We start from the raw sequence: 25,518 nt of genomic DNA, 5'->3' as shown, positions 1-25,518 counted from the left end.
TAACAGAAGTGCTGCGTTATCGTTGATGTTTTTCGCGAGCAAGCTCGCTCCTACAAAAGAATAAATACTCAGGAGAATGATCATGGGCGAAGTAGTTCTGGCAGCAAAGATCTGCCACGTACCCTCGATGTATTTGTCGGAGCTGCCTGGCAAGCACCACGGCTGCCGCGAAGCGGCGATTGCCGGGCACAAGGAAATCGGTCGGCGCGCCCGCGAGCTGGGCGCCGATACCGCCGTGGTGTTCGACGTGCACTGGCTGGTCAACAGCGCCTATCACGTCAACAGCGGCGAGCACTTCAAGGGCATCTACACCAGTAACGAACTGCCGCACTTCATCAAGAACATGGCCTACGAATACCCCGGCTGCCCGGAGCTGGGCGAACTGATCGCCGCCGAGGCCAACGCCACCGACGTGCGTACCCTGGCCCACAACATCCCGAGCCTGGAGCTGGAATACGGCACCCTGGTGCCGATGCGCTACATGCACATGGGCGTACCGGACGAGCAGACCTTCAACGTCGTTTCGATTGCCGCCTGGTGTGCCTGGCATCGCCTGCAAGACAGCTTCACCTTCGGCGCCGCCGTGCGCCGGGCCATCGAGAAGAGCGATCGCAAAGTCGTGGTGCTGGCCTCGGGGTCGCTGTCGCACCGCTTCTCCGACGACCGCAATGCCGAAGCCAATATCCATAACTGGACCCGTGAATTCGACAAACAGGTCGACCTGCATGTGGTGGAACTGTGGCGCCAGGGCCGCTGGAAAGAGTTCTGCGCCATGCTCCCGGACTACGCCGAGCATTGCTTTGGCGAAGGCAAGATGCACGACACCGCCATGCTTCTCGGTTTGCTCGGCGGGCCGGACTACGACAAGCCGGCCGAGATCATCACCGAACCCTTCGGCAGCTCGGGCACCGGGCAGATCAACGCCATTTTCCCTGTTTGACCGCATGGCCGCGCGGCATCCCCGCGCGGCCTGAAGGAGCCGTTCATGCCTCACTTCATCGCTGAATACACTGACAACATTGAACAGCAGGCCGACCTGCCGGGCCTGTTTGAAAAAGTCCACGCCAGCCTGGGCGCCAGCGGCGTGTTTCCCCTGGGCGGCATCCGCAGCCGTGGCGTGCGCCTGGACACCTGGCGCATGGCCGACGGCAAGCATGACTACGCGTTCGTGCACATGACGTTGAAGGTCGGCCATGGCCGCGACCTGGCGACACGGCAGCACGTCGCCGAGCGCCTGTTCGAGGTCATCACCCAGCACTTCGCCGCGCTTCAGGCCCAGCGCCTGCTGGCCTTGTCGTTTGAAATGCTCGAACTGCACGAGCAGCTCAATTTCAAGCAGAACAACGTGCATGCGTTCCTCAAGGCGCAGGTCGGCTAAAGCACCCTGCCCGTTCACACCCTCGGCCTCTCAGACAAAAAGTATAAAACCATGAGCACAGCCCATACCGCCGCCCCCCTCGGCCAGGTCGCACGCGACCGTACCCACAGCACCATCACCTGGCGGCTGATGCCGTTGTTGCTGATCTGCTACCTCTTCGCCCATCTCGACCGCATCAACATCGGCTTCGCCAAGATGCAGATGAGCGCGGACTTGAACTTCAGCGACACCGTCTATGGCTTCGGCGCCGGCCTGTTCTTCGTGGCCTATGCGTTGTTTGGCGTCCCCAGCAACATGGCCCTGGACCGTGTCGGCCCCAGGCGGTGGATTGCCACGCTGATGGTGGTGTGGGGCGTGCTGTCGACCTGCATGTTCCTGATCGACAGCGCCATGGGTTTCTATGTGCTGCGTTTTTTGCTGGGCGTGGCCGAGGCCGGTTTCTTCCCGGGCATCCTGGTGTTTCTAAACCGCTGGTACCCGGCCGGCCGTCGTGCTCAGGTTACCGCCTTGTTTGCCATCGCGGTGCCGATGGCTGGGGTGATCGGCGGCCCGCTTTCCGGCGGCATCCTTGAACACTTCCACGACCTGGGCGGCCTGCGCGGCTGGCAATGGATGTTCGTCATCGAAGGCGCCCCCGTGATTCTGATCGGGCTGGTGGTGCTCAAGTGCCTGCCGGACAGCTTCGAGACGGTCAAGTGGCTGGCGCCGGAACAGAAGCAACACCTGCGCGAGCAACTGCACCAGGAAGAACACCGCAAATCCATCACCTCGTTTTCCGCCATTCTCAGCAACCCACAGGTGTGGCTGCTGGTGGCGGTGTACTTCGCGGTGATGCTGGCGGTCAACACCCTGGCGTTCTGGATGCCGACGCTGATCCACGGCGCCGGCATCGGCAGCGACGGCAAGGTCGGCCTGCTCAGTGCGGTGCCGTACCTGGCCGGGTGTTTTTTCATGATTGGCTGCGGGCGTTCGTCCGACCGCCAGCGTGAACGCCGCTGGCACCTGTGTGTGCCCTTGCTGATGTCGGCCGTGGGCATTGCCATCGCCGGGCTCGCCCCCGCCAACCCGGCCGTGGTGCTGGGCGGCCTGATCGTCGCCGGCATGGGCGCCAGCGCGGCGTTGCCGATGTTCTGGCAACTGCCTCCCGCGTTCCTCTCCAATAACACCCAGGCCGCCGGGATCGCCCTGATCAGCTCGTTCGGCAGCATCGCGTCATTCTTCGCGCCCTACCTGATCGGCTGGATGCGCGACACCACCCAGAGCGCCAGCCTGGCCCTGTACGTCCTGGCGCTGCTGATTGCTCTCGGTGGCCTGCTGGTGCTGCGCACCCGGGCAGCCATCGTCAACCCTCAATAAGAGACTCTTGCCATGCTTGATCAATCGCTCATTTTGCAAGCCGCCGCGCGCCTCGACCAGGCCGAACGTTCACGCGAACAGGTGCGTCAGTTTTCCCTCGATCACCCGGCGATCACCCTCGAAGACGCCTACGCCATCCAGCGCGCCTGGGTGGAACAGAAAATCAGGGACGGGCGCAAGCTGGTCGGCCACAAGATCGGCCTGACCTCCCGGGCCATGCAGGTCTCGTCCAATATCACCGAGCCGGATTTCGGTGCGCTGCTGGACGACATGTTCTTCGATGAAGGCACCGACATCCCCTTCGAGCGCTTTATCGTGCCGCGCGTCGAGGTGGAGCTGGCGTTTATCCTGGGCAAACCGCTGAAAGGCCCGAACGTGACGGTGTTCGACGTGCTCGACGCCACCGAATGGGTGATCCCGGCACTGGAGATCATCGATGCACGCATCCAGCAGGTCGACCCGCACACGAAGGCGACCCGCAAGGTCTTCGACACCATCTCCGACAATGCCGCCAACGCCGGCGTGGTCATGGGCGGGCGGGCCGTGCGCCCCACCGAGATCGACTTGCGCAAGGTACCCGCGGTGCTCTACCGCAATGGCGTGATCGAAGAGTCCGGCGTCTCCGCCGCCGTGCTCAATCACCCGGCCAAGGGCGTGGCCTGGCTCGCGAATAAACTGGCCGCCTATGACGTCACCCTGCAACCCGGACAAATCATCCTGGGTGGCTCCTTCACCCGTCCGGTGGCGGCCAACCCTGGCGATACCTTCCATGTCGACTACGACATGCTGGGTTCGATTGCCTGCCGATTCGTTTAACCGGAGAGTGCTCATGGACATGCCTATCAACACCTTCAAACATCGCCTGCGCAGCGGGGAAGCCCAGATCGGCCTGTGGCTGGGCCTGGCCGATGCCTATTGCGCGGAACTGGCCGCCAACGCCGGTTTCGATTGGCTGCTGATCGACGGCGAACATGCGCCCAACGACCTGCGCGGCATGCTCGGCCAGCTCCAGGCCGTGGCGCCCTACCCCAGCCAGCCGGTGATTCGCCCGGTGATCGGCGACACCGCGTTGATCAAGCAAGTGCTCGACATTGGCGTACAGACCTTGCTGGTGCCCATGGTGGAGAGCGCAGAACAGGCGCGTACGCTGGTGAAAGCCATCCATTATCCGCCCAAGGGCGTGCGCGGCGTCGGCAGTGCGCTGGCCAGGGCTTCACGCTGGAACAGCATTGCCGGTTACCTCGACCACGCCGATGAGCAGATGTGCCTGCTGGTGCAGATCGAAAACCGCGAGGGCCTGGCCAACCTGGAGGCGATTGCGGCGGTGGAAGGCGTCGACGGGGTGTTTATCGGGCCGGCGGACCTGAGCGCCTCGATGGGCCATCGCGGCAACCCCGGCCACCCCGAGGTGCAGGCCGCCATCGAAGACGCCATCGCGCGCATCCGCAACGCCGGCAAAGCCGCCGGCATTCTCAGCGCCGACCAGGCACTGGCGCGGCGCTACATCGAACTGGGTGCGGCGTTCGTGGCGGTGGGCGTCGACACCACGGTGCTGATGCGCGGGCTGCAAAGCCTGGCAGCGGCCTTCAAGGATTCACCGGCGCCTGACAGCGCGGCCGGCGGCGTCTACTAACGTAGCAGCTGCCGAGCCCCGGCGAGGCTGCGTAGAGCGCGACTCGATCTTGAATCGGCAGCGCGGCCTACGCAGCCTCGCTTGCGCTCGGCAGCTGCTACGAGGGTAGACCGTGGCATTCGTAGCAGCTGTCGAGCCTCGGCGAGACTGCGTCGGCCGCGACTCGAGCCTGAATCGGCAGCGCGGCCTACGCAGCCTCGCTTGCGCTCGGCAGCTGCTACGAGGGTAGACCGTGGCATTCGTAGCAGCTGTCGAGCCTCGGCGAGGCTGCGTCGGCCGCGACTCGAGCTTGAATCGGCAGCGCGCCTGACGCAGCCTCGCTTGCGCTCGGCAGCTGCTACGGGAGGAGACCTTGGTGGGGGGTTGGCATTCGTAGGATTTGCGCGGTGTTGGATAAGACGGTATCCACGGGGGGTAGTTTAACTAGCGCTTGAGGGTTTTCAGTTCGTTGAGCAAGGTCAGCAAGGTCTGCAACTTCTCTTCGCCAAACCCCGCCTGCAAGCGCTGGTAATTGGCTTCCATGCTCTGGCTCATGGAGTCGAAACAGGCTTGGCCCTTCTCGGCCAGCCGCACCAGCACGCGGCGTTGGTCCTGTTGCGCCTTGCGCCGCTCCACCATGCCTGCCGCTTCCATGCGCACCAGCACCCCGGTCATGCTCGGCTTGAGGATGCACGCCAGCTCGGCCAGGCGGTTGATCTCAAGCTCCTCATGCTGGCTGAGGATCCGAATGACCCGCCATTGCTGCTCGGTCAGCCCGTGTTGATTGAGCGAAGGGCGAAAAAACCCCATGGCGGCTTCACGCGCATGGAGCAAAGTGAGGGTCAGGGATTGGCGCGGTTTGGACATGGATGGCGGCGTCGCAATTGGTTAACAGATTAACAACATTCTAGCATTGGCGATTGTTGCCCGTGTGCGGCTTTACCGCGCGGCCGGATTCAGGGTTGATGATTGGCAGCCACGGTCAAGAGCGGCGGCACACAGAATCAAGACACCTACCGCTCGGAAGGCACTTAATACACCCCAACAGGCACAGAGCTTCGTGTCGGCTCTGCAGTGCGTTTCCCTTCACTTTTCCAGGCTGCGCCATGATCAATATCGAAACGCCGACCTACTACTCGGCAACCAAGAAATACAACCTCAGCTTCCCCACCCTCGAACAGGACGTGGAAGCCGATGTGGTGGTGATTGGCGGCGGTTTCTCCGGCATCAACACCGCACTGGAACTCGCCGAAAAAGGCATCACCAACATTGTGGTGCTCGAAGCGCGCTACCTGGGTTTCGGCGGCACGGGCCGCAATGGCGGGCAGATCATGGCGGGGATCGGCCATGACCTGGAGAAGATCAAGCAACAAGTCGGCGACGAAGGCCTGCGCCAGATCTTTGAAATCAGCGAGCTGGGCGCCGGCATCATCAAGGATCGCATCGCCAAGTACGCGATCGACGCCGATTTCTGCCACGGCTACGGCTACATGGGCTTCAACGCCCGCCAGGAAAAAACCCTGCGCGCCTGGGAGAAGGACTTCAAGTCGATCAACACCAAGGACGAAATCCGCTTTATGGCGGGGTCCGAGGTCAAGCAGATCATCGGTTCCGACGCCTATACCAGCGCGCTGCTGCACATGGGCGGCGGGCACGTGCACTCGCTGAACCTGCTGCTGGGCGAAGCCAAGGCTCTGGCCGGCCACGGTGTGCGCATCTTTGAGCACAGCCCGGCGCTGGAAGTCAGTTATGGCGAACGCATCACCGTGCGCACCGGCCGCGGCTCGGTCAAAGCCTCCAAGTTGCTGTGGGCCTGCGACAGTTTCCTCAACAAGCTGGAACCGGAACTGCACAAGACCACCGTCAATACCTATGCCTTCCAGTTGATGACCGAGCCGTTGTCGGACGAGATGATCAACCGCATCAGCCCGATACGCGGCGCCTACAGCGATATTCGCCCGGTGATCGACTACTACCGGGTCACCAACGAAAACCGCTTGCTGTTCGGTGCCGCCACACCTTTCGTCGAGCACATCCCGCTGGACCTCAAAGCCTGGAACCGCAACCTGATGCTGAAGATTTTCCCCTACCTCAAGGACGTGAAGATCGACCTGGCGTGGGGCGGGCCGATGGCGACCGGGGCCAACCTGTTCCCGCAGATCGGCACGCTCAGCGGGCGCCCGAATGCCTTTTATGTGCAGGGCTACGCCGGCTTCGGGGTCACGCCCAGCCACATCATCTGCAAGGTCTTGGCCGAGGGCATGAGCGAAGGCTCGTCGCGCTACGACCTGATCAGCGCGGTCAAGCATGCGCAGATCCTGGGCAAGGACCATATCCGCCCGCTGCTGCTCACGGCCGGCAAAAGCCTTCATCAACTTTCGGGCTATTTCAACGGTCGCCGTTGAGCCCCGCTGTTTCATTCACAGGAGAACTGCCATGCCCGTTACCACCCTGAAGAAAGACATCCAATTATCGGACCTCGATGCCTGGGGCACCGTTGCCGACCTCGGCTCCGAGATCCTCGAAGGCGAAGTCAAAGCCTTTGGCAAAATGACCTTCGGCGCCCCGACCGACGCCGTCAGCAGCGCCTATTTCGGCACCACCCAAGGCAAGTTCCGCATGGTCTACCCGTTCGCCGAACAAGCCACGGTGGTCACCGGTGAAGTGGTGCTGACCGACGAAAGTACTGGCCAGAGCACCCGCTACAAAGCCGGCGACAGCTGGTTCGTGACCAAGGGCACGCCGGTGCTGTGGGAGGTGGTAAGCGAGAGTTTTGTGAAGCACTATTTCGCGGTAGTCTGATCGCTCCCCTCTGCCGGCTTCGGCCGGCAGCGTTTGTTCCGGCGCAGGTGACTGACCATGCACGCCATCCCCGCTCAGGAAGTCGCCGGCCATTGCCTGCAGGCTTTCACTCAACTGGTGCCCGCCAGCCAGGCAGCGTTCTATTGTGTCGACCGCCAGCTGCAGGCCCGTGATTTCAGGCTGCAAGGCATGAGCGGTGAGATGCACCGCGACTACCTGGACAACTACCGCCAATTCGACCCGTTGCAACCGCGCAATTGCCTGTCCAGCGGGCTGGCGGTGGTGCCGCTGGGGTTCGCCATGGCCCGCCAGCCCCTGCGTGACAGCCGCCGCTATCAAGACTTCCTGCAACGCTACGGTGTGGTCGATGTGGTGGAGATCGTGGCCCATCGCGCGGACCAGCCCCAGGCGGCCATCTCCTTGCTGCGCACGGCGGAGCAAGGGGTGTTTACCCCCGACCAACTGGCTCAGCTCAATGCCTTGCAGGCATTGCTGCAAATGGCGGTGGCCAATATGCAGCCCTGCGACGATGCATTGGCCGGTCTCACGCCCAAGGAACGCCAGATTGCCTGGTTATTACGTCAGGGTGCGAGCAACAAGCAACTGGCCCTGGAGCTGGATGTCGGCCTGCCGACCATCAAGACCCACTTGATCCACCTGTTTCGCAAAACCGGTGTGAGCAGTCGTACCGAACTGGTCGCCGCGCTGTTTCTTTAAGCCGCCTCAACCCTTTGGTTGATAGGCGCGCCAGGTTGCCAACCGCATGATCCGGGGTGTCCATTCCCTCAACCGGAGCCATGCAATGACCACTTCATCCGACTGGATCACCGTAGGCGCCCTCGCCGATGGTTTTGCCCCCGACGCGTTTATCCTGCCCAACCTTGCCGACCTCAACGGCAAGGCCTTCACCCTGCACTTCGCCAACGGCTGGCAGATCGAGCATCGCTTCGACACCGAGCAGTTGCACTGGCACGCCGCCGACGGTCAATCCAGCGGTTCGGCCGCCTACCGCGCCACCTCGGTCCGCCCGGGCCTGTACCTGGTCGACTTCATCAAACATGAAGCCGGACAGGCCTGGTCGATCAGCCTGGTGCTGGACACCACCACGTCGTCGTTCACCGCCGTGATCGGGCGCATGCCGGACCGCGAACAAACCGAGCAAGGCCTCTACAGCCGCGCCCTGGCCGGCAAGGCCCTGACCTCGGTGGACGTGGACTTCCTGCACGGCAGCCTGGATCAACCCTGGCAGCCGGGCCAATGCCCCCACGCGCCCACCCAGGAACTGACCGGCCTGCGCAATCTGTATCGCTACAGCCCCAGCGAAGTCTACGAGCACATCTACCTGAACGATCAGTTCTATGCCTGGCAATGCCTCAAGGGCGTGGAGCAAGGCCTGTGCGATACCGATCGCTGCCACTACTACAAGATCGCCGATCAGCTGTACCTGTTCGTCTGGCGCGAAAAGATCATCCCGACCCTCGGCCTGGTGCTGATCGACCTGCAACAGCACCGCAGCGACGGCAAGATCTTCGGCTATGCCGGTGCGTCGTTCGATGAGCTGTCGAACTTTCCAGTCAGCTCCTACTGCCAAGTGCTCAACCGCACGGAGTATCCCGATGCCTGATCCACGCACCGTTGTCATCACCGGTGCCGGCACGGGCATCGGTGCCGCCTGCGCGCGCTTGTACGCCGCCGAAGGGGCCAACCTGGTGCTCATCGGCCGTCGCCGCGAGCCCCTGGAGCAAGTTGCGCAGGACACCGGCGGCCTGGTGTTGGTCGGCGATGCGGCCTGCCCGGCCACCTGGGAGCGTTTCGTTGCGCAGATTGGTCAGCGCTACGGCCGCCTCGATGTGCTGCTGGCCTGCGCCGGCGGGCATGGCGTGGGCAGCGCCACCCAGACCAGCCCACACACCTGGGAGGCGGCCTTGCGCAGCAATCTGGACAGCGCGTTCTACAGCGCCCGCGCCTGCCTGCCGCTGCTGATCGAAAGCGCCGGCAATATCGTGCTGCTCGGTTCCATCGCCTCGCTGGCCGCCGGGCCCGACGTATGCGGCTACACCACCGCCAAGCATGCGCTGCTCGGGCTCAATCGCTCCCTGGCGCGGGATTACGGCCCACGCGGTGTGCGGGTGAACGCGGTGTGTCCCGGCTGGGTTACCACGCCCATGGCCGACGAGGAAATGCAGCCGTTGATGAGCTTCCACGGCGACACCCTGCCGCAAGCCTATGCCCGCGTATGCGCCGACGTGCCGTTGCGGCGCCCCGCCAGCGCCGAGGAAATCGCCAAGGTATGCCGCTTCCTGGCCAGCCCGGATGCCGCGATCATCACCGGCGCCAGCGTGGTCGCCGATGGCGGTTCGAGCATTGTCGATGTACCCACGCTGGCTTACGTCCATATGGAGCGTGCACATGCCTGAAGACTTGGATTTCAGCGGCAAGACCGTGCTGGTCACCGGCGGCGCCCAGGGTATCGGCCAGGCCATCGTCGAGGCGTTCGCCTGGCGTGGCGCCCGCGTCATGATCGCCGACCTGCGCCTGGCACAAGCCCAGGCATTGGCCGAGGGCTTGCGTGCGCGCGGCTGCCGGGTCGAGGCCATCGCGCTGGACCTGGCCGAGGCGACGGCGGTGTTCGAAGGCATCAAGGCTATAGAACAGGACTGGGGTCGCCTGGATATCCTGGTGCACAACGCCGGCTACTTTCCGTTGACAGCGTTCGCGCAGATCACCCCGGCCATGCTTGAACGCACGCTGGCGGTCAACCTCTCGGCGCTGTTCTGGCTGACCCAGGCCGCCTTACCGATGTTTCAACGCCAGGGCGGTGGCTGCGTACTGGTCACCTCATCGGTCACCGGGCCACGGGTTGCCTATGCGGGGCTCAGCCACTACGCGGCGTCCAAGGCCGGGGTCAACGGTTTTATCCGCAATGCCGCGCTGGAGCTGGCGACTTACCAGGTGCGCGTCAACGGCGTCGAGCCAGGGATGATTGCCACGCCGGCCATGGATAACCTGGGCGACAGCCAGGTCAATGCCGACATCGCCAGCCGCGTGCCCCTGGGACGCCTCGGTGCCGCTCAGGATATTGCCGGGGCCATGCTGTTCCTGGCCTCCGACCTGGCGACCTACATCACCGGGCAGACCATCGTGGTGGACGGCGGCTCGACGTTGCCAGAGGTGAAGTGACCTCTATCGGGATGTAAACCGGATCAAATCTGGGAGGGGCGGTGTATCCGTTGAATAGCGCTCGCCCCTTCAAGCAGCGACAGTGAATCACTGAACACCCGCGACAACGCCGCAAGCCGCTTGACGTAACCCTGGGGCGTCGAATAGATCAGCTCCACATGCAGGCTGTCGACGATACCCAGGTAAGCGTCACAAAACACCTCGAGCGCCTCGGGCCGTACCATCCTGTATCGCCCTTGCGCGGCACGCTGGAAATCCTCGCGAATGCTCGCCAGGTACCCCTCAAATCCTGCCGTAATCACGCTGCGAATATCCGCCGGCGGAAAGTAGGCCGTGCGCAACAGGAAGCGCAGGTGCGCCGACCCCGCATAGCGCCCGCGCAACCGCTCAAGGTGCAATTGCCCAGGCACGCCAGGGTGCCCGGCCTCTTCCTTGAAGCACTGCGCGATGTACTGATGTTCATGGGCCAGGGCAATCTCGAAGACCGTCTGAAACAGCGCGTCCTTGCTGACAAAGTGCGCGTACAGCGAGGCCTTGCGCATGCCCGCCCCGACCGCGATTTCGTTCAGCGATGAAGCGTCGTAGCCGTAAGCGGCAAAGTGTTCGACCGCGACTGCGCAAATGTTATGGGCCGACAGGGTGAGCGGTTTCATTGATCCATCGATACCCTATGCCGCACCGACCGCTTGCTGCAGATGAGTGGAACGAAAATCCTTGGGCGACAGCTCGAATTGCTTCTTGAACGAGCGGCTGAAGTGCGCAGAATCGGTGAAGCCCCACTTGTAGGCAATCGAGGTGATCGACTCGCTCTTGAGGAACGGGTTGGTCAAGTCGTCCGCGCTGCGTTTGAGCCGCGCACGCTGGATGTAGCGGCAGACGCTGTCGTCCTGTTCTTCAAACAAGCGGTACAAATGCCGCACCGAGATGTTCAGGCGGCTGGCCAGGCCTACCGGGCTCAGGCCGGGTTGGGTCAGGGACTCGTCGATGACTTTCTGCACATAACTGCGCAGGTTGCTGCCCTGCAAGGACACGCCGCTGTCGCCTGGGGCGTCATGCAGTTCAAAGGCTGACCCGAGCAGGGAGACAAACGCCGCTTGCAGCGCCTCGGCCTCTTCAATCGAATCCTGACCCTCCAGGCCCTCGCGGCACAGCTGGTCCATCAACACGTGGAGCATGCGCCCGCAGGCCTTGCTCGAAGAGATCTTGCCGAAGGTTTTCGAGGCGCTGCCCAGCTGCTTGCACACTTCATTGCGCGAGAGTGACAGCGAGGCATGTTCGATAAGGCCAAACGGGCTGATCTCGATCGAACCCGTGGAGTCCATCAGCAGCATATCGCCGGGGGCCAATTGAATGACCTGGCCGTTCTGGGTGATCTGGCAATAGCCACTGCGCTGGCTGACCAGGAAGCAATGCTGGTCCATATCGTGATCGGCATTGGGCCGCTCGCGTTTGATCAGGCCGGCGTTGGTGCGCAGGTTGGCCAGTGACAGGCCGCCCCGGGAGTGCTTGGACACCTCACCGATGAACAGTGAGCGGTTGAAGGCCAGTTCCGTGTCGAAATGGCCGCAGGCCGCTCGCAGATCCCGAGTCCAGGTTTCCAACCCATAGTGCGCAGACTGATAGGTGCTCATGGCATCTCCACAATGGTTTCTTGTTTTTGTCGGCCAATAGTTAACATGTTATCTATATAGGCGCAACAAGTACGTGATACCGACTGTAGAAGCACTAATGATGCCAATTGCTCGACTCAGAGCGCGCCCAATACCCGCTGCAAACCCGCCAGTACCGTGAGCAGCCCGGCCCGCTGCGCGCCGCTCAAGGGGATGTAGCGCCGGAACGCCGGCATGCGGTTGACCACCTCGCTGCCGCCCATGTGCTCAAGCCGTACGTGCCATTGCTGCCCGCTCAAATCGAGGTGCAGGCGCTTGAAGTCCAGCCCCATCAACGCTTGATGCAGGTCGGGGTCATCGTTCAAGGCCGCCTGGAGCCTGGCCAGCAAATCCGGCGCTCCCGCCCGTTGCCGGCAGGCCAGCCCCGTGCGCCGGATCGACCCGCTGTGGTGCAGTTCAAAGCGCGCACTGCCCTGCTCTGAGGCGGGCACCGTGAACCTGAATTCGGTCATCACCAGGTGCATCAGCAATTGCGCTTCGGTGCGCTCGGCCACGTCGACCTGAAGGCCGATGTCGTCCAGGCAAAACCTTGCCTGGGCTGGCCCCGTCGAGGTGAAACTCGCCAGCCCGAGGTTGCGCCGCACGTACTCAAGCGTGACCCCAGGCCGGTAACCGGACGGGGCCCGTTGGGCGCTGAACAGCTCAGACAGCTTTTGCAGCCTGCTCGAGATAAGGGTTGTGAGGGTTGCCAGGCTCATGGGAAAACTCCTTGGCCAGCACTTCTTCTACCGAAGCCGGCTTGAATGGATTGACCTTCTGTACCACCAGTGTCCAGAACAGCGCATATGAAGCCGTGATCCCGAGCATCACCCCGAACGGCACATAAATGTCCGCAGGGTTCATGCCCGGCGGGGTAATGAACCACATGCCCAGCAAGATGCCGACGCTGGAAAGGATCTGTGGCAACGGGAAGAACGGCGAACGATAGGCCCGTGGCAGGTCCGGACGACGAATGCGCAGGATCACCACCGACAGCGTCACCAGCAGGTAAGAGAAACTCCACGCACACACCGCCGCCAGCACCAGGTGCATGATGTTATCGGTGTTGCCGCCCAGCCACAGGGCATACAGGCACGGAATCAGCATCGCCACCAGGATGCACAGCAGCGGCGTCTTGAAGCGCGGGTGCAAATAAGTGAAGACCTTGGGCAACGCGCCGTCCACCGCCATGCCGTAGAGAATCCTCGGCACGCCCGCCATCAGCGTGTTGATGGTGGCGGCACCGGCGAACAGGAAACCGATCCCCAGCCACAGCGGGCCAATATCGCCCATGACCTGCTGGGCAAAGCGTGGGATCGCCATGGGCGTGTCGAGCAGGTGCACGCCGGTGGCGGCATCCAGCACCACGTTTTCCACCTGGCGCTTCATCGCCGCGCCATAGATGAACATGCAGGTCGCCACGCTCAACAAGCCGAAAATCATGGCCTTGGGCATGACCTTGGCCGAGTTGCGCAGGTCCGGGGCCAACGGCGTGACGAACTCGCAACCGACGAACATGAACATGGCCATGCCCACCAGCGACAGAATGGTGACCAGGTCGGTACCCACCAGCGATACGCCGAACCAGCCCTCCAGCTGCACCGCCGGGGCCGCGATCAGGCCGAGCACGCCGAACACCATCAGGGTGGTCCACATGCCGAAAGTCAGGATGATCTCGGCCCTGCCGAAGGCGCTGACGCCAAAGGCATTGAGAACACCGAACACCACGACAAACCCCACCCCCAGCAACCAGGAGCCACCGGCGGACTCCGCCAGGGTGTTGAGGTGTTCGAAGTTCACCAGGGCCATGACCCCGGACAGAATCGTCTCGGCGGTGCCGGCGAATACGTGCACGATCAGGTACGCCGACAGGGTGCCGGTGATCGCAAAGAAACGGCCCATGCCGCAATTGATGTAGTCGTAGACCGAGCCGGTGGTCGGCAGGATCGACGCGGCCTCGGCAAAGGTGGTTGCCTGGGCCAGCATCATCACCACCGCAATCAGCATGGCCACCGCGAAGGCGCTGCCGCCGATACCGAAGCCCATGGTCGCGGTGAGAATCACCGGGCTGGCCATGATCAGGCCAATGGTGCTGGCCAGCGCGGTCGGAAACCCGACGCTGCCGCGTTTCAAATGCTGTGTAAGTCGGTCATTGATCGACATGGTGCGGATCCTCGAAAGCGGATTTCTGAGTGGATGCATCGAGCCGTTCAAGGAGCCGGCGATAAAGCCCTCCCCAGCCAGTCCCTGATCGAAACGGCATCGTGCGCAAAATCACTGTGCACTTCCCGAGCACCGAGCGTCTTGCCCATGTCTGCCGTGGCTTTTGTTGCTGCCTGCCAAGGCATACGGCTTGGCGGGCAGGATCAATTGCGTGGCACGCAGGTGAAAGACTTCCTCCGCCTGGGGTCATCTTAATGCGCCCTCGACCTAACCATGCTGGGGACTATAACAATGGAGCACACCTTGAAAATACGCACGCAATCCTTGGCCGTCGGCCTGGGTATCGCGCTGTTGATCGGCCATTCACCGGCCCAGGCCTATGAGCTATACGCCGACGAGGACTCCCACCTGAATGCGGACTTCCTGGCGGTCTACGGCCTGTTCAACAGCCGTCACAACTACGACGGCACAGCGGGCGGCTCGACCTGGCGCGAGGGTTTCATCAAGTACGGGGTGAGCGGCGACCAGGGCCTGGCCGGGCACGGCACCGCGTATGGCGCGCTCAATTGGGTCAGCTCCGGCACCTGGGGCGACGGCGATGCGGCGGGCAACACCGATGGCAGCGAACGCACCACCAAAATCGAAGACGCCTACCTGGGATGGCGCTCGGCCGACCTGTTTCCGGCGCTGGGCAAGGACGGTGTGGATTTTTCCATCGGGCGCCAGGTGGTCAAGATCGGCCGGGGGTTCCTGATCAACGACGACGGCCCCAACCTCGGCAAAGGCCCGGCTGACGGTGCGCTGAACCGTGGTGGCGCCTATTACCTCGCGGCACGCCACGCCTTCGACCGCACGGCGGTGCTGCGCCTGGGCGGGCAAGAGGGCCTGCACGGCTCGGTGCTGTGGCTCAAGTCGGACAACCGCGCCCAGGCCGAAACCGAACTGGCGGCGGGCACGCTCGACTACACGGCCGCAGCCGGTACGCTGGGGTTGACCTGGGTGCACGGCATGGGCGTCACCGACCAATGGGCCAACGACGTCCAGAAGCAGCGTGACGGTCTCAATACCTACAGCCTGCGCGGCGAAGGCAGTGCGGGCATCGACAACGCCAGCTTCGCCTTCGAATACGCCTGGCAGGACAAAGACACCGGCCCGGAAAAAGCCTGGTACGGTGAAGCCGGCTACACCTTCGCCGATGTCAGTTGGGCACCGAAGCTGACCTATCGCTACACGCGCTATTCGCAAAAATGGGACCCGCTGTTCACCGGGCTCAGCACCGGCTACGGTACCTGGGTCCAGGGTGAAGTCGCCGGCAATTACGCCGGCCCATTCAACAGCAACACCGGTATTCACCACATCGGCCTCAAGGCGACCCCGCTGGAAAACCTGACGATTGCCGCGCTGTACTTCGACTTCAATACCCTGCGCAAACACGACGCGCTGAACCTCGACGCCCGGGAGCTGGACCTGTACGCCGAATGGGCGGTCAACAGCCACCTGATCATCAGCCCGCTGGTGGGCATCTACCAACCCAAAAAGGATGCCGACTCCGGCGGTAACCAAGTGGGTGGCAACGGCACCAGCCTCTACAGCCAGTTGACGGTGGCCGTGCCCTTCTGACCGGCCTCAGGAGCTGCGCAACGCAGCTCCGTCCTAGCGTTCGTGCTGATGCAGCATCGTCTGGATCTGATGGGTCGCCTGACGGGTGTTTTCCGCCAGCTTGCGCACCTCATCGGCCACCACCGAGAACCCGCGCCCGACCTCGCCGGCCCTGGCCGCTTCAATGGCGGCGTTCAAGGCCAGCAGGTTGGTCTGGTCGGCAATGCCCTTGATCACACTCACCACCGTGGCGATCTGGCCGTAGGTGGCCTGATTGTGTGCGAGCAGCTGTTGATGGGTGGTCTTCGCCGACTGCTCATCGCTGATATCGCGTACCGCGCCGATCACCCGCGTCAAACGCCCCTGGGCATCGCGCACCGCTCGCCCACGCTCGCGGCACCAGATGTAGTCACGGGTCTTGTGGCGCATCCGGTATTCAAACACGTACTCACCGCTGCCCTGGGGCGCAAGGATTTCCCGATCGAAGATCGCCATGATCTTCGGCAGGTCATCGGGGTGGGTGATGCTGACCTGCGCGTCCCAGCCATCGGGCAGCTCATGGGGCGCGTAGCCCAGGAGCAGGCGGAACTGATTGAAAATCCGCATGCGGCTGGCGGGATCCTGCACGTCACCGTTGACCACGGTGATGTCCCAGCAGCCTTCGGTCATGGTGCAGAGCAGCAGCTCCCAGATCTGCGTCTCGTGTTGATGCGCAAGGGCGCGCTGCGCATGCTCGCGCAACTCGGCTTCCCGCGCCTGTTCACGCTGCCCGGCCTGCTCCAGTTGCCGGCGAAGCACGGCAAGTGCCTGTTCGCTGCGCGCCCCTTCGGCAGCCTGATCGCGGGCTGATTCCTCGAGCAACAGCAACTGCCGCGCAGCCCGCGCACGTTGTGTGGCGAGTTGCTCCAGGTCGGCCTGCACCGACGGATAAGCATGCAGTGCCTGGGTTCCCAACACCTCTCCCGCCAGCAGTTGCTTGAGGACGGCGGCAAGGTCCTGCATCGGCTGTTTTTTCTTGAAGAACATCGGCCTGGCCCTTTCTGATCGAGTCGAAACCCCGGATCTGATCGCAAACCGAGCGTGATTGCTTGTACGAGCCTGCAAGGCCTTTGCGCGTGGCTGCCATCCAAAAAAACCCTGCGTCGGGCGCTATCGTGCATCTGTAGGATGGTGATCGGCTTTCAACCCGTCGATACTTGTCTCCAGGCCCTGCCCACGTCAAAACGACGTTCCGGCCCTTAATGACTTCGTGACGAAAACAATAAGAATGTCGCACAGAGGTACATACGAATGAGCCGTCATGATCATGGTCACGCCAGCCTGCTGGAGGCATTCAGCGCGATGACACTGGAGCTCCAACGCCTGGCGCAGGACAAAGACATAGAACACTTCCACGAAGCGGCGCTGAGCTGCATCCGCCAACTACTGCCCTTCGACAGCGCCTGGTGGGGCCGGGCTGCGCTGATTGACGGCCTGCCGGAAGAACACAGCTCCTACCTCTACAACCTGCCCCGCAGCTACCTGGCAGATTGGCAATCGATTCGTCATATCGATGTGACCATTGCCAGGGTCAACGACGTGCCGGGGCAGGCGGTCATCGTCGACATGCGCAACCCCGCCAACGGCCCGGGGCTCAACTGGCTCGGCTCGTGCTACGCGATCGGTGAATTGCTGTGCGTCGTGTACATCGACCCGCAAACCCACCTCAGCGATCACCTCACGCTCTACCGGGCGCCCGACGCCCCACGCTTTACCGAGCAGGACTGCCTGCTGCTGAACAACCTCATGCGGCACCTGGTGGCGGCGGTCTCGGCCAATCAGATTCGTACCCTGGTCGCCATGCGCGAAGCCCTCACCCACCCGCGCAATCTCGCACTTGCCGTGTGCGACCAGCGCGGCACCCTGCACTGTACGGAACGTGGCTTCGTCGACTTGCTGCTGAGCGAATGGCCGGACTGGACCGGCCCTTGCCTGCCGGTCGCGATGGACGCCGGGGGCTATGACGGCAAGCACCTGCAGGTCGAGGCCTCGACGGTCGGCGACCTGCTCCTGCTGGCCGCCCGCAGCCGTACGGTGCTGATGCAACTGAGCCCTCGGGAGAATGCGGTGGCCCAGGGTTTCGGCGAAGGCAAGACCTACAAGGAAGTCGCCCGCGACCTGGGCATGTCGCCCAATACCGTGCGCCATCACATCCGCGCCATCTACAGCAAACTCGGGGTCAAGGACAAAGCCCGAATCGCCCATCTGCTGCACGCCCCGCCTGACTGATCGGCACCACTGACCCGCGCTGACTTTTTCGCTGTCGTTTTGACGGCCACGGGACACCTTTGCGCTTTTTTTGTCCCCTCTGCCACCCACGGGCGAGCCGTTCGCCACACAACACCTCAAAGAAGAGATGCCATGCCCATGATCCACACCTTCACCCGCACCACCACACTGGCCCTGCTCGGCGGCCTGTCGAGCCTGCACGCCAGTGCGGCCGACCTCAACGCCCGGGACTTTTTCGGCGCCCCCTCGGGTACCAGCCTGGGCGTGCTGTACCTGCCGGCAAGCCGCGCCAGTGACTTCCACGGCCCGGCCGACAGCACCGGCAAGGCCGACCTGAAGGTTAACGCCGTGGCGTACCGCCAAGTGTTCTTCACCGACCTCTGCGGCACCCTCTGTACCCCACAGTTCATCGTGCCTTTCGCCGACATCAACGCCCGCCTGCCGGGTGCCGGCCAACGCAGCGCAGAAAGCGGTTTCGGTGATCCCCAGGTCGGCGGCACGGTGTTTTTCATCAACGATCCGGCCTCGCGCACCTACAGCGGCCTACTGACCCTGATCACCCTGCCTGTGGGCGAATACCACGGTAACAATCCCGATGTGTCGCCCGGTGCCAATCGCTGGGGTACCACCTTCGTTTACAACTACACCCAGGGCATCGGTGAAAAATGGGTGCTGGAAGCCAACCTCGAAGCCCAACTCTATGGCAAGAACGACGACTACTTCGGCAGCGACCTGAAACAGGACCCGCTGTACCGCCTGCAAGCCTTCGCCTCCTACGACTTCACACCCAGCACCTACGGCGCACTGCGACTGATCCACGCCGATGGCGGCGAATTGCGGATCAATGACCAGCGCATCGACAACACCCACAAGCGCTACACCCAAGTGGGGTTCGAGGTTGGTCACTGGCTGGATAAACAGAACCAGTTGATGTTCGGCCTCTCGCAGAACGTCGCCACCGACAACGGCTATCACGGTACCGACGCGCTGCTGCGCCTGGTCCATGTGTTCTGAACCCCCTCATCGGAGCTTGCCCATGAACACCCAGACCCAACCGCTGACCGATGAACGTTCGCGCGCCTCATCCCCATTGGCATTGCTGGCCGCCATTGTGCTGTTCGCTGCCATCACCCCGACCATTCTGATGACCGCACCGGCCGTGGCGGCGCAACTGGCGACGCAATGGCAGTTGAGCCCGTCGCAGATCGGTGACCTGTTCTCCACCGAACTCGGCGCCATGAGCCTGGCCACCCTGCCGGCACTGTGGTGGCTCAAGCGTGTCGACTGGCGCCGCGCCGCCTTGCTGGCCGGGTTGCTGTTCATCGCCGCCAACCTGCTTTCAATGCTGGCCCACGACTACCCGATACTCCTGGCACTGCGCTTTTGCAGCGCCCTGGCCGGTGGCTCGTTGATGATCATCTGCCTGTCCAGTGCGGCCTCCACGGCCCATCCCGGGCGTGTCTACGGGTTATGGGTGATGGGGCAATTGGTGGTCGGGGCGATCGGTTTGAGCATCCTGCCCCAGCTGTTCGAGCACTACGGGTTGTCAGCCTGCTACCTGATCCTCGCCGCCTTGATGACGCTCTTTCTGCCCCTGGCACGGCACTTTCCCCAGGGCAGCCCGGCGCCTGAAAAAGCCGCCGAGCGCATCGCCCTCGCCTCCCGGTGGAAAGCCGCACTGGGCATTCTGGGCCTGCTGAGTTTCTACGTCAGCCTGAGCGGTGTCTGGACCTTTATCGGTTCCATCAGCAGCCATGCCGGCCTCTCTGCCGAGGCCAGTGGCGAGATTCTGGCGCTCGCCACGGTGATGGGCATCGTCGGGGCCGGTTGTACCTCACTGATCGGCGACCGTCTGCCACGCCTGTTGCTGTTACTGCTGGGGTACGCGTTGATGGCAGGCGCCGTGCTGTTGCTGCTGGGCCAGCCCGACATGCTGCGTTTTGCCTTGGCGGCGCTGCTTTTCAAGTTCACCTGGACCTTCATCCTGCCGCTGGTCCTGGCCTGCCTGGCCGACCTCGACCGCTCCGGAAAATTGATGAACACCTCCAACCTGGTGATCGGTGGCGGCCTGGCCATCGGCCCGACCGTGGCTGGCCGGATGATCGAAGCCAGCGGCGGCTTCCAATCACTGCTGATCGCAGGGGCGTGCATCACCGTGCTGTCCCTGGTGTTGATGCTGAGCAGCCGCCCGAATGCCTGACGGGCCCTTTTACCCCAACGAAAATGGAAAGACGATGAGCCGAAAAAGTGCATTTTTCTTCGACGAACTCAGCCTCTGGCACAGCGCCGGGTTGCACGCCTTGACCTTACCGGTGGGCGGGTGGGTGCAGCCGCCTGCCGCCACCGGCCACGCCGAGTCACCGGAAACCAAGCGTCGCTTGAAGAGCCTGCTGGACGTTTCCGGTCTGACCCGCCACTTACAGGTGCGCAGTGCCAACGCGGCCACCGATGAAGACCTGCTGCGGGTGCACACGCCCAACTACCTGCAACGCTTCAAGGCGATGAGCGATGCCGGGGGCGGCGAATTGGGCCCCCACGCGCCCATCGGGCCAGGCAGTTATGAAATAGCCAGGCTCTCCGCCGGGCTGGCCATGGCAGCAGTGGATGCGGTGCTGTCCGGCGAAGTCGACAATGCCTATTCTCTGTCACGCCCACCCGGTCACCACTGCCTCGCCGACAACGCCATGGGCTTCTGCTTCCTGGCCAACATCGCCATCGCCATCGAAGCCGCAAAAGCACGGCGTGGCCTGGGCAACGTCGCGGTGATCGACTGGGACGTGCACCACGGCAACGGCACCCAATCGATCTTCGAAGAACGCGGCGACGTGCTGACGATTTCCCTGCATCAGGACGGCTGTTTCCCGGCAGGTTACAGCGGTGAAGCCGATCGCGGGCGCGGCGCGGGGCTGGGTGCGAACATCAATATCCCGCTGCCTCCCGGCAGCGGTCATGAGGCGTATCTGCACGCGATGGAGCGTATCGTGATTCCGGCGCTGGAGCGCTTCGAGCCGGAATTGATCATCGTCGCCTGCGGCTACGACGCCAACGCGGTCGACCCACTGGCGCGAATGCTGTTGCACAGTGACTCGTTCCGGCACATGACCCGTCTTGTACGCCAAGCAGCCGAACGCCTGTGCCAGGGCCGCCTGGTGCTGGTGCACGAAGGCGGCTACTCCGAAGCCTATGTACCGTTTTGCGGGCTGGCGACCATTGAGGAATTGGTGGGCGTCAGGACACAGGTCGGCGACCCGATGCTTGAGTTTGTGCAGTTGCAGCAACCGAACGCGGCGCTGGCGGCGTTTCAGTTGCGCTTAGTCGATGAGTTGGCCGAAGCCCGCTGAGCGTGACGCAAAAAAATCCGATGCCGTTGCCGGCATCGGATTTTGGCCAGTCAGCAGTGGCTGATCAGTCCCTTCAACACCGTCTTGAAGGTGTCGATCTGGTCCTGACTGAACTCGGCGAACACCTTGTCCTGCTGTTCCCGTGCGATGGCCCAGAGGTCTTCGGTCTGTTCAATGCCCGCAGCGGTCAGGCGTACGCCGTGTTCATCATCGTCGACCAGCCCCTTGCGCTTGAGGTTGGCCACGGCGTCGTCGATTTCCCGCACCGGCATCGCCACTTCCCGCAGCAGGTCGCCAGCGCTCAGGCGGGCATCGTTCTCCAGCACCATCAGCATCCGCGCCTCGCTGGTGCGCAGGCCGGTGGACAGTTGCCGGGGCTGGTAGCTGGACTGGTAGGCGCGTACCGCCTGGGTCATCAGGTAATACAGGTTATGGTTCAGGCGCCCCTGGAAGTGGCTGCTCGGCGGTTGGCTTTCGTCGCGCCTGGTCATGCGCGTATGGGGCAGGACCATGGAGTAGGCGCCCTGGTGGTAGAGCAGCGGCGAGCGCCCGAAATCGTCGAAGGCCACCACCTTGCCGATCATGATCCAGTGATCGCCGCCATCCACCTGCTGGTATTTCTCGCAGTGAAAACGTGCCGCACAATCGGCGAACACCGGCGCCCCGCCCTCCCCCGGTTCATAGGCGATCTCGGCGAAGCGGTCGTCCTTGGGCCGGGCAAAATTGTTCGACAGGTCGATCTGGTCCGCCGCCAGCACGTTGACCGCGAAGTGGCTGGCCTCCTCGAATACCCCGTGGCTGCTGGAGCGTTTGTCGATGCTCCACAGCACCAGTGGTGGGTCCAGGGACACCGAGTTGAAGCTATTGGCGGTAACGCCCACCTTGCGGCCGGAGGCGTCGGCGGCGGTGACCACGGTCACGCCCGTGGCAAAGTTGCCCAGGGCCCGGCGAAAAGCGCGTGGGTCGAAGGTCGATTCAGACATGCAAGACTCCCGGGCTGCGTCAGGCGCAGCCCTGATTGTTGTTTTCAAAAGCGCGTTCAGATCATGCTCGGATCGGGCTCCAGGCCCATCAACTCGCGGCCGAGGATCTGTGCACAGACGTCGTAGTCGGTGTAGGCATGGGCGCCGGTCATGTGTGAGTCGCGGAACAGGCGCTGCATCTCGTTGTGCTCGAACCAGGCGTTGCCGCCGGCGGCTTCGAACAGACGGTCCACTGCCTGGATGCACATCTTGGTCGCGTAGGCCTGGTTGGTGCGCCAGAACGCCAGGGTCTGGCGGCTGGGGTAGCGCTGCTGCTCACTGTGTTCGGCGTGTTCGTCCCAGGTTTTTTCGAGGAAGGCGCGCGCGGCGGCCACCTGGTGCGTCGACTCGGCCAGGCGCATCAGCGCCGGGGTCGCGGCACCGACTGCCGCGCCGGTGTAGGCGCGCACGCGGGTCCTGGTCTTTTCGCGGAACACCTCCAGCATTCGCTCGGCGACGCCCAGGCTGACGGTGGAAAAGCCACTGGCAAAATACGGCCGGTACGGCGAATAGAAAATCTTGCTGTCGGGGTACAGCCCAAAGCCGGCGGACTTGCCTTCCATCATGTCCTTGGCTTTCTGGATGCGGTGTTCCGGCACCCAGGCCTTGTCGATGATCAAGGTCTTGGTGCCGCTACCTTTCATGCCGGCGGCAAACCAGTCATCGCGGATCTGGTAGTCACTGCGCGGCAGCACCGCGAAGCAGTAATCCTGGGTGCCCTGGGCGTTGTTGCGGCGGAAACCCACGATCGCCCAATCGGCGTGATCACAGCCGCTGCTCCAGCCCATTTCTCCGCTGAACAGCACGCCGCCCTCGACTTCCTCGGTGCGCCCGAACGGCGCGATGCTGCTGCTCGCAGTGGCATCCGGGTCAGCGCCCCAGACCTCCTGCTGCAGTTGGGCCGAGAACAGTGCCAATTGATGGCTGTGGGTACACAACAGGCTCATGGCCCAGGCCGTGCTGGCGCAGGCCCCGGCGAGCAAGGCGATGCAGTCGGCAAACTGCGGCAGCGACAACTCCATGCCGCCGAACACTTTCGGCTGAAACACACGGTGCATGCCGATGCTCTTGAGCAGCGCAATATTCTCGGCGGGCACTTGGCGGTCCTGCTCGGCCACGAAGGCATTGGCGGCGATGGTCGGCAGGATGGACTTGAGGTCTTCAAGGAGCGGGTTTGGCTTTTTCATGGATGGCCCTGCTTATTATTGGATGTCCGGGCAGCGCCAGAAATCAAGGCGTGGCGCCGGATGCAGGGCCAGTATGGAGCGTGCCTTCCTGGCAGGACATGCACCTTCCAGAGTCAAAATTGTACTTTTCAAAGGCTCAGGCTGATCCGCCGCGTACAGGCGCTGGCAGCCACAGACATGCCACTGGGCAGCCACAGTCAAGCCCGTTCCGGCCACGGGGATTAACCTCGGGCTTTTCAATGTCTGCCACCAGGAAAAACCCCATGAGCGATATTCCACTGCTGCCCCAGGTTGAAGCCTTCCTCCGTCGAACCCATGGGTTGTTCATTGACGGTGGCTACGTCGAGAGCCATTCCAGCCAGCGGTTGGAGGTGATCAACCCGGCCACCGGCCAGGTCATCGCCGATGTCGCCGACGCCGACCCGGCCGACATTGACGCGGCTGTGGCGTCGGCGAGCCGAGGCTTCAAGCAGTGGTCGCAGGTCGCACCGGCAGTGCGCGGCAACGTGCTGTTCAAACTGGCCGATCTGCTGGAGCAACACCGCGAAGAACTGGCACAGATCGAAACCTGCCAGTCGGGCAAGATCATCCAGATTTCCCGCGCCTTCGAAGTCGACCAGGCCGCGCACTTCCTGCGTTACTACGCCGGCTGGGCCACCAAGATCAGCGGCCAGACCATCACTCCGTCGCTGCCCTCCTTCGCCGGCGAGCGCTACACCGCGTTCACCCTGCGCGAGCCGGTCGGAGTGGTGGTCGGCATCGTGCCGTGGAATTTCTCGACCATGATCGCCATCTGGAAACTCGCCTCGGCGCTGGTAACCGGTTGCAGCATCATCATCAAGCCCAGCGAGTTCACGCCGCTGACCATCCTGCGCATCGCCGAACTGGCGATTGCCGCCGGCCTTCCCGCCGGTGCGCTGAACGTCTTGACCGGCAGCGGCAGCGTAGGCAAAGGCCTGATCGAACACCCCGGCACCGACAAAGTGTCGTTCACCGGCTCCGTGCCGACCGGAATTGCGGTGGGCCAGAGTGCCATGGGCGCCGGGCTGACCCGGGCCACCCTTGAGCTGGGCGGCAAGAACTCGGCCGGGTTCCTGCCCGATGTGGACCTGGACAAGGCCGTCAACGGCATCATCGAAGCGGGCTTTTTGCACTCCGGGCAAATCTGCGCCGCCGCCGAACGCTTCTTTGTGCATCGTTCGCAGATCGAAACGGTGATGGGCAAACTGGCCCAGCGCCTGAGCACGCTGAACATCGGCTCGCCCCTGGATGAGCGCACCGAATTCGGCCCCGTAACCAACCGCCAGCACCAGCTCAAACTCGGCGAGTTCTTCGCCAAGGCCCGTGCCGAAAACAACCGCATCATTCACGGTGGCAACCTGATCGACCGTCCGGGCTGTTACGTCGAGCCGACGATCATCCTCGCCAACAGCGTCAACGACACCCTGCTCAACGAGGAGACCTTCGGCCCCATTGCCACGTTCTTGCCGTACGACAGCGAAGAAGAACTGCTGGCCTTGATGAACAACACACCCTACGGCTTGAGCGCCAGCCTGTGGACCAACGACCTCAGCAAAGCCTTGCGCATGGTGCCCGCCATCGAGGCCGGCACGGTGTGGGTGAACATGCACACGATGCTGGACCCGGCGGTGCCGTTTGGCGGCAACAAGTCCTCGGGGGTAGGCCGGGAGTTCGGCAGCGCCTTCATCGAGGATTACACCGAGTTGAAGTCAGTGATGATTCGCTACTGAGAGGGATCGTGATTCAAATGTGGGAGTAGGACGGTGCGACTTGCCCCCGATAGCACCGGGTCAGTTAACAAATAAGTGACTGACACTCCCTCATCGGGGGCATGAGTATCCACACAACTTGAATAGTGCGTAGCAGCTGCCGAGCGCAAGCGAGGCTGCGTCAGGCGCGCTGCCGATTCAAGCTCGAGTCGCGGCCGCCGCAGCCTCGCT

24 protein-coding genes and 2 pseudogenes are annotated in these 25,518 nt (G+C 63.0%); 17 read left to right on the top strand and 9 right to left on the bottom strand.

Annotated features, from left to right (window positions below; translation table 11 throughout):
- The first annotated feature begins 82 nt into the window (after nucleotides 1-82).
- From hpaD to hpaI, 5 genes are read left to right on the top strand one after another with little or no spacing between them, the layout of a single operon-like run.
- On the top strand, nucleotides 83-940 hold the full coding sequence (gene hpaD, locus V3W40_RS15210; protein ID WP_330215263.1) for a 3,4-dihydroxyphenylacetate 2,3-dioxygenase: 858 nt from the start codon (nucleotides 83-85) through the stop codon (nucleotides 938-940).
- Nucleotides 941-985: 45 nt separating this feature from the next.
- Nucleotides 986-1,378 carry a 5-carboxymethyl-2-hydroxymuconate Delta-isomerase gene (locus V3W40_RS15205; protein ID WP_065923958.1) on the top strand — a complete coding sequence of 131 codons (393 nt, stop codon included), beginning with the start codon at nucleotides 986-988 and terminating at the stop codon, nucleotides 1,376-1,378.
- 51 nt (nucleotides 1,379-1,429) lie between these two features.
- A complete protein-coding gene (locus tag V3W40_RS15200; RefSeq protein WP_330215262.1) occupies nucleotides 1,430-2,734 on the top strand; it encodes an MFS transporter in 1,305 nt (434 codons plus the stop codon).
- Between the two features lie 12 nt (nucleotides 2,735-2,746).
- The gene (hpaH, locus tag V3W40_RS15195) at nucleotides 2,747-3,550 is read left to right on the top strand and encodes a 2-oxo-hept-4-ene-1,7-dioate hydratase (RefSeq protein WP_065923956.1); all 804 of its coding nucleotides are present in this window, start codon (nucleotides 2,747-2,749) and stop codon (nucleotides 3,548-3,550) included.
- A gap of 13 nt (nucleotides 3,551-3,563) precedes the next feature.
- Nucleotides 3,564-4,367, top strand: a complete 804-nt coding sequence (gene hpaI, locus V3W40_RS15190) for a 4-hydroxy-2-oxoheptanedioate aldolase (RefSeq protein WP_330215261.1) — start codon at nucleotides 3,564-3,566, stop codon at nucleotides 4,365-4,367.
- A 423-nt stretch (nucleotides 4,368-4,790) separates the two neighbouring features.
- Here the strand turns inward: hpaI and hpaR are convergent, their stop codons facing one another.
- Nucleotides 4,791-5,213: a homoprotocatechuate degradation operon regulator HpaR gene (hpaR, locus tag V3W40_RS15185; protein ID WP_027603487.1), complete on the bottom strand. Its 423-nt coding sequence runs from the start codon at nucleotides 5,211-5,213 to the stop codon at nucleotides 4,791-4,793.
- A gap of 239 nt (nucleotides 5,214-5,452) precedes the next feature.
- On the opposite strand from hpaR, the gene V3W40_RS15180 reads away from it, so the two are divergent.
- The 6 genes from V3W40_RS15180 to V3W40_RS15155 all read left to right on the top strand — a co-directional run bounded on the left by V3W40_RS15180 (nucleotide 5,453) and on the right by V3W40_RS15155 (nucleotide 10,328).
- Nucleotides 5,453-6,751: an NAD(P)/FAD-dependent oxidoreductase gene (locus tag V3W40_RS15180; RefSeq protein WP_065923954.1), complete on the top strand. Its 1,299-nt coding sequence runs from the start codon at nucleotides 5,453-5,455 to the stop codon at nucleotides 6,749-6,751.
- A 31-nt stretch (nucleotides 6,752-6,782) separates the two neighbouring features.
- The gene (locus tag V3W40_RS15175; protein WP_065923953.1) at nucleotides 6,783-7,148 is read left to right on the top strand and encodes a cupin domain-containing protein; all 366 of its coding nucleotides are present in this window, start codon (nucleotides 6,783-6,785) and stop codon (nucleotides 7,146-7,148) included.
- Nucleotides 7,149-7,205: 57 nt separating this feature from the next.
- Nucleotides 7,206-7,865 carry a response regulator transcription factor gene (locus tag V3W40_RS15170; RefSeq protein ID WP_065923952.1) on the top strand — a complete coding sequence of 220 codons (660 nt, stop codon included), beginning with the start codon at nucleotides 7,206-7,208 and terminating at the stop codon, nucleotides 7,863-7,865.
- Nucleotides 7,866-7,950: 85 nt separating this feature from the next.
- Nucleotides 7,951-8,772, top strand: a complete 822-nt coding sequence (locus V3W40_RS15165; protein WP_330215260.1) for a molybdenum cofactor biosynthesis F family protein — start codon at nucleotides 7,951-7,953, stop codon at nucleotides 8,770-8,772.
- Entirely contained in the window at nucleotides 8,765-9,565 is an 801-nt protein-coding gene (locus V3W40_RS15160) for an SDR family NAD(P)-dependent oxidoreductase (protein WP_330215259.1), read from the top strand. Before V3W40_RS15165 ends, V3W40_RS15160 begins: the two co-directional genes overlap by 8 nt.
- The gene (locus V3W40_RS15155; RefSeq protein ID WP_065923949.1) at nucleotides 9,558-10,328 is read left to right on the top strand and encodes an SDR family oxidoreductase; all 771 of its coding nucleotides are present in this window, start codon (nucleotides 9,558-9,560) and stop codon (nucleotides 10,326-10,328) included. The genes V3W40_RS15160 and V3W40_RS15155 overlap by 8 nt, the downstream gene beginning before the upstream one ends.
- Before the next feature lie 23 nt (nucleotides 10,329-10,351).
- Here V3W40_RS15155 and V3W40_RS15150 read toward each other — a convergent pair whose 3' ends face one another.
- From V3W40_RS15150 to V3W40_RS15135, 4 genes are all read right to left on the bottom strand, one after another.
- On the bottom strand, nucleotides 10,352-10,981 hold the full coding sequence (locus V3W40_RS15150) for a TetR/AcrR family transcriptional regulator (RefSeq protein ID WP_065923948.1): 630 nt from the start codon (nucleotides 10,979-10,981) through the stop codon (nucleotides 10,352-10,354).
- A gap of 15 nt (nucleotides 10,982-10,996) precedes the next feature.
- Nucleotides 10,997-11,959: a transcriptional regulator FeaR gene (feaR, locus tag V3W40_RS15145; RefSeq protein WP_027603480.1), complete on the bottom strand. Its 963-nt coding sequence runs from the start codon at nucleotides 11,957-11,959 to the stop codon at nucleotides 10,997-10,999.
- A gap of 116 nt (nucleotides 11,960-12,075) precedes the next feature.
- Nucleotides 12,076-12,696, bottom strand: a complete 621-nt coding sequence (locus V3W40_RS15140; protein ID WP_065923947.1) for a DUF3156 family protein — start codon at nucleotides 12,694-12,696, stop codon at nucleotides 12,076-12,078.
- Nucleotides 12,641-14,140 carry an APC family permease gene (locus tag V3W40_RS15135; protein WP_092359660.1) on the bottom strand — a complete coding sequence of 500 codons (1,500 nt, stop codon included), beginning with the start codon at nucleotides 14,138-14,140 and terminating at the stop codon, nucleotides 12,641-12,643. Before V3W40_RS15135 ends, V3W40_RS15140 begins: the two co-directional genes overlap by 56 nt.
- A gap of 291 nt (nucleotides 14,141-14,431) precedes the next feature.
- On the opposite strand from V3W40_RS15135, the gene V3W40_RS15130 reads away from it, so the two are divergent.
- The gene (locus V3W40_RS15130; RefSeq protein WP_330215258.1) at nucleotides 14,432-15,760 is read left to right on the top strand and encodes a hypothetical protein; all 1,329 of its coding nucleotides are present in this window, start codon (nucleotides 14,432-14,434) and stop codon (nucleotides 15,758-15,760) included.
- Between the two features lie 45 nt (nucleotides 15,761-15,805).
- Here V3W40_RS15130 and V3W40_RS34730 read toward each other — a convergent pair.
- Both V3W40_RS34730 and V3W40_RS34725 read right to left on the bottom strand, forming a co-directional pair.
- Nucleotides 15,806-16,087 (bottom strand): annotated as a pseudogene (locus tag V3W40_RS34730) (methyl-accepting chemotaxis protein); the annotation flags it as partial.
- Between the two features lie 15 nt (nucleotides 16,088-16,102).
- Nucleotides 16,103-16,345: pseudogene (locus tag V3W40_RS34725) on the bottom strand (PAS domain-containing protein); the annotation flags it as partial.
- A gap of 684 nt (nucleotides 16,346-17,029) precedes the next feature.
- Here V3W40_RS34725 and V3W40_RS15120 point away from each other — a divergent pair.
- From V3W40_RS15120 to V3W40_RS15105, 4 genes are all read left to right on the top strand, one after another.
- Entirely contained in the window at nucleotides 17,030-18,007 is a 978-nt protein-coding gene (locus V3W40_RS15120) for a helix-turn-helix transcriptional regulator (protein ID WP_065923943.1), read from the top strand.
- 132 nt (nucleotides 18,008-18,139) lie between these two features.
- Complete coding sequence (locus tag V3W40_RS15115) at nucleotides 18,140-19,021, top strand: transporter (protein WP_141691232.1); 882 nt, start codon at nucleotides 18,140-18,142, stop codon at nucleotides 19,019-19,021.
- A gap of 22 nt (nucleotides 19,022-19,043) precedes the next feature.
- A complete protein-coding gene (locus V3W40_RS15110; protein WP_330215256.1) occupies nucleotides 19,044-20,207 on the top strand; it encodes an MFS transporter in 1,164 nt (387 codons plus the stop codon).
- 34 nt (nucleotides 20,208-20,241) lie between these two features.
- Entirely contained in the window at nucleotides 20,242-21,348 is a 1,107-nt protein-coding gene (locus V3W40_RS15105) for a class II histone deacetylase (RefSeq protein ID WP_330215255.1), read from the top strand.
- Between the two features lie 50 nt (nucleotides 21,349-21,398).
- Here the strand turns inward: V3W40_RS15105 and V3W40_RS15100 are convergent, their stop codons facing one another.
- Together V3W40_RS15100 and V3W40_RS15095 are read right to left on the bottom strand one after the other, a co-directional pair.
- The gene (locus V3W40_RS15100) at nucleotides 21,399-22,331 is read right to left on the bottom strand and encodes a p-hydroxyphenylacetate 3-hydroxylase reductase component (RefSeq protein WP_065923940.1); all 933 of its coding nucleotides are present in this window, start codon (nucleotides 22,329-22,331) and stop codon (nucleotides 21,399-21,401) included.
- A gap of 56 nt (nucleotides 22,332-22,387) precedes the next feature.
- Nucleotides 22,388-23,557, bottom strand: a complete 1,170-nt coding sequence (locus V3W40_RS15095; protein WP_065923939.1) for a p-hydroxyphenylacetate 3-hydroxylase oxygenase component — start codon at nucleotides 23,555-23,557, stop codon at nucleotides 22,388-22,390.
- Between the two features lie 263 nt (nucleotides 23,558-23,820).
- Here V3W40_RS15095 and V3W40_RS15090 point away from each other — a divergent pair, with 263 nt between their 5' ends.
- Entirely contained in the window at nucleotides 23,821-25,308 is a 1,488-nt protein-coding gene (locus tag V3W40_RS15090) for an aldehyde dehydrogenase family protein (RefSeq protein ID WP_330215254.1), read from the top strand.
- The last annotated feature ends 210 nt before the right edge of the window (nucleotides 25,309-25,518 follow it).

It is taken from the genome of Pseudomonas sp. AM8 (genome assembly GCF_036346475.1).
GTDB classification, from domain to species: Bacteria; Pseudomonadota; Gammaproteobacteria; order Pseudomonadales; family Pseudomonadaceae; genus Aquipseudomonas; species Aquipseudomonas marginalis.
This window is presented reverse-complemented; position numbering and strand designations above follow the sequence as displayed.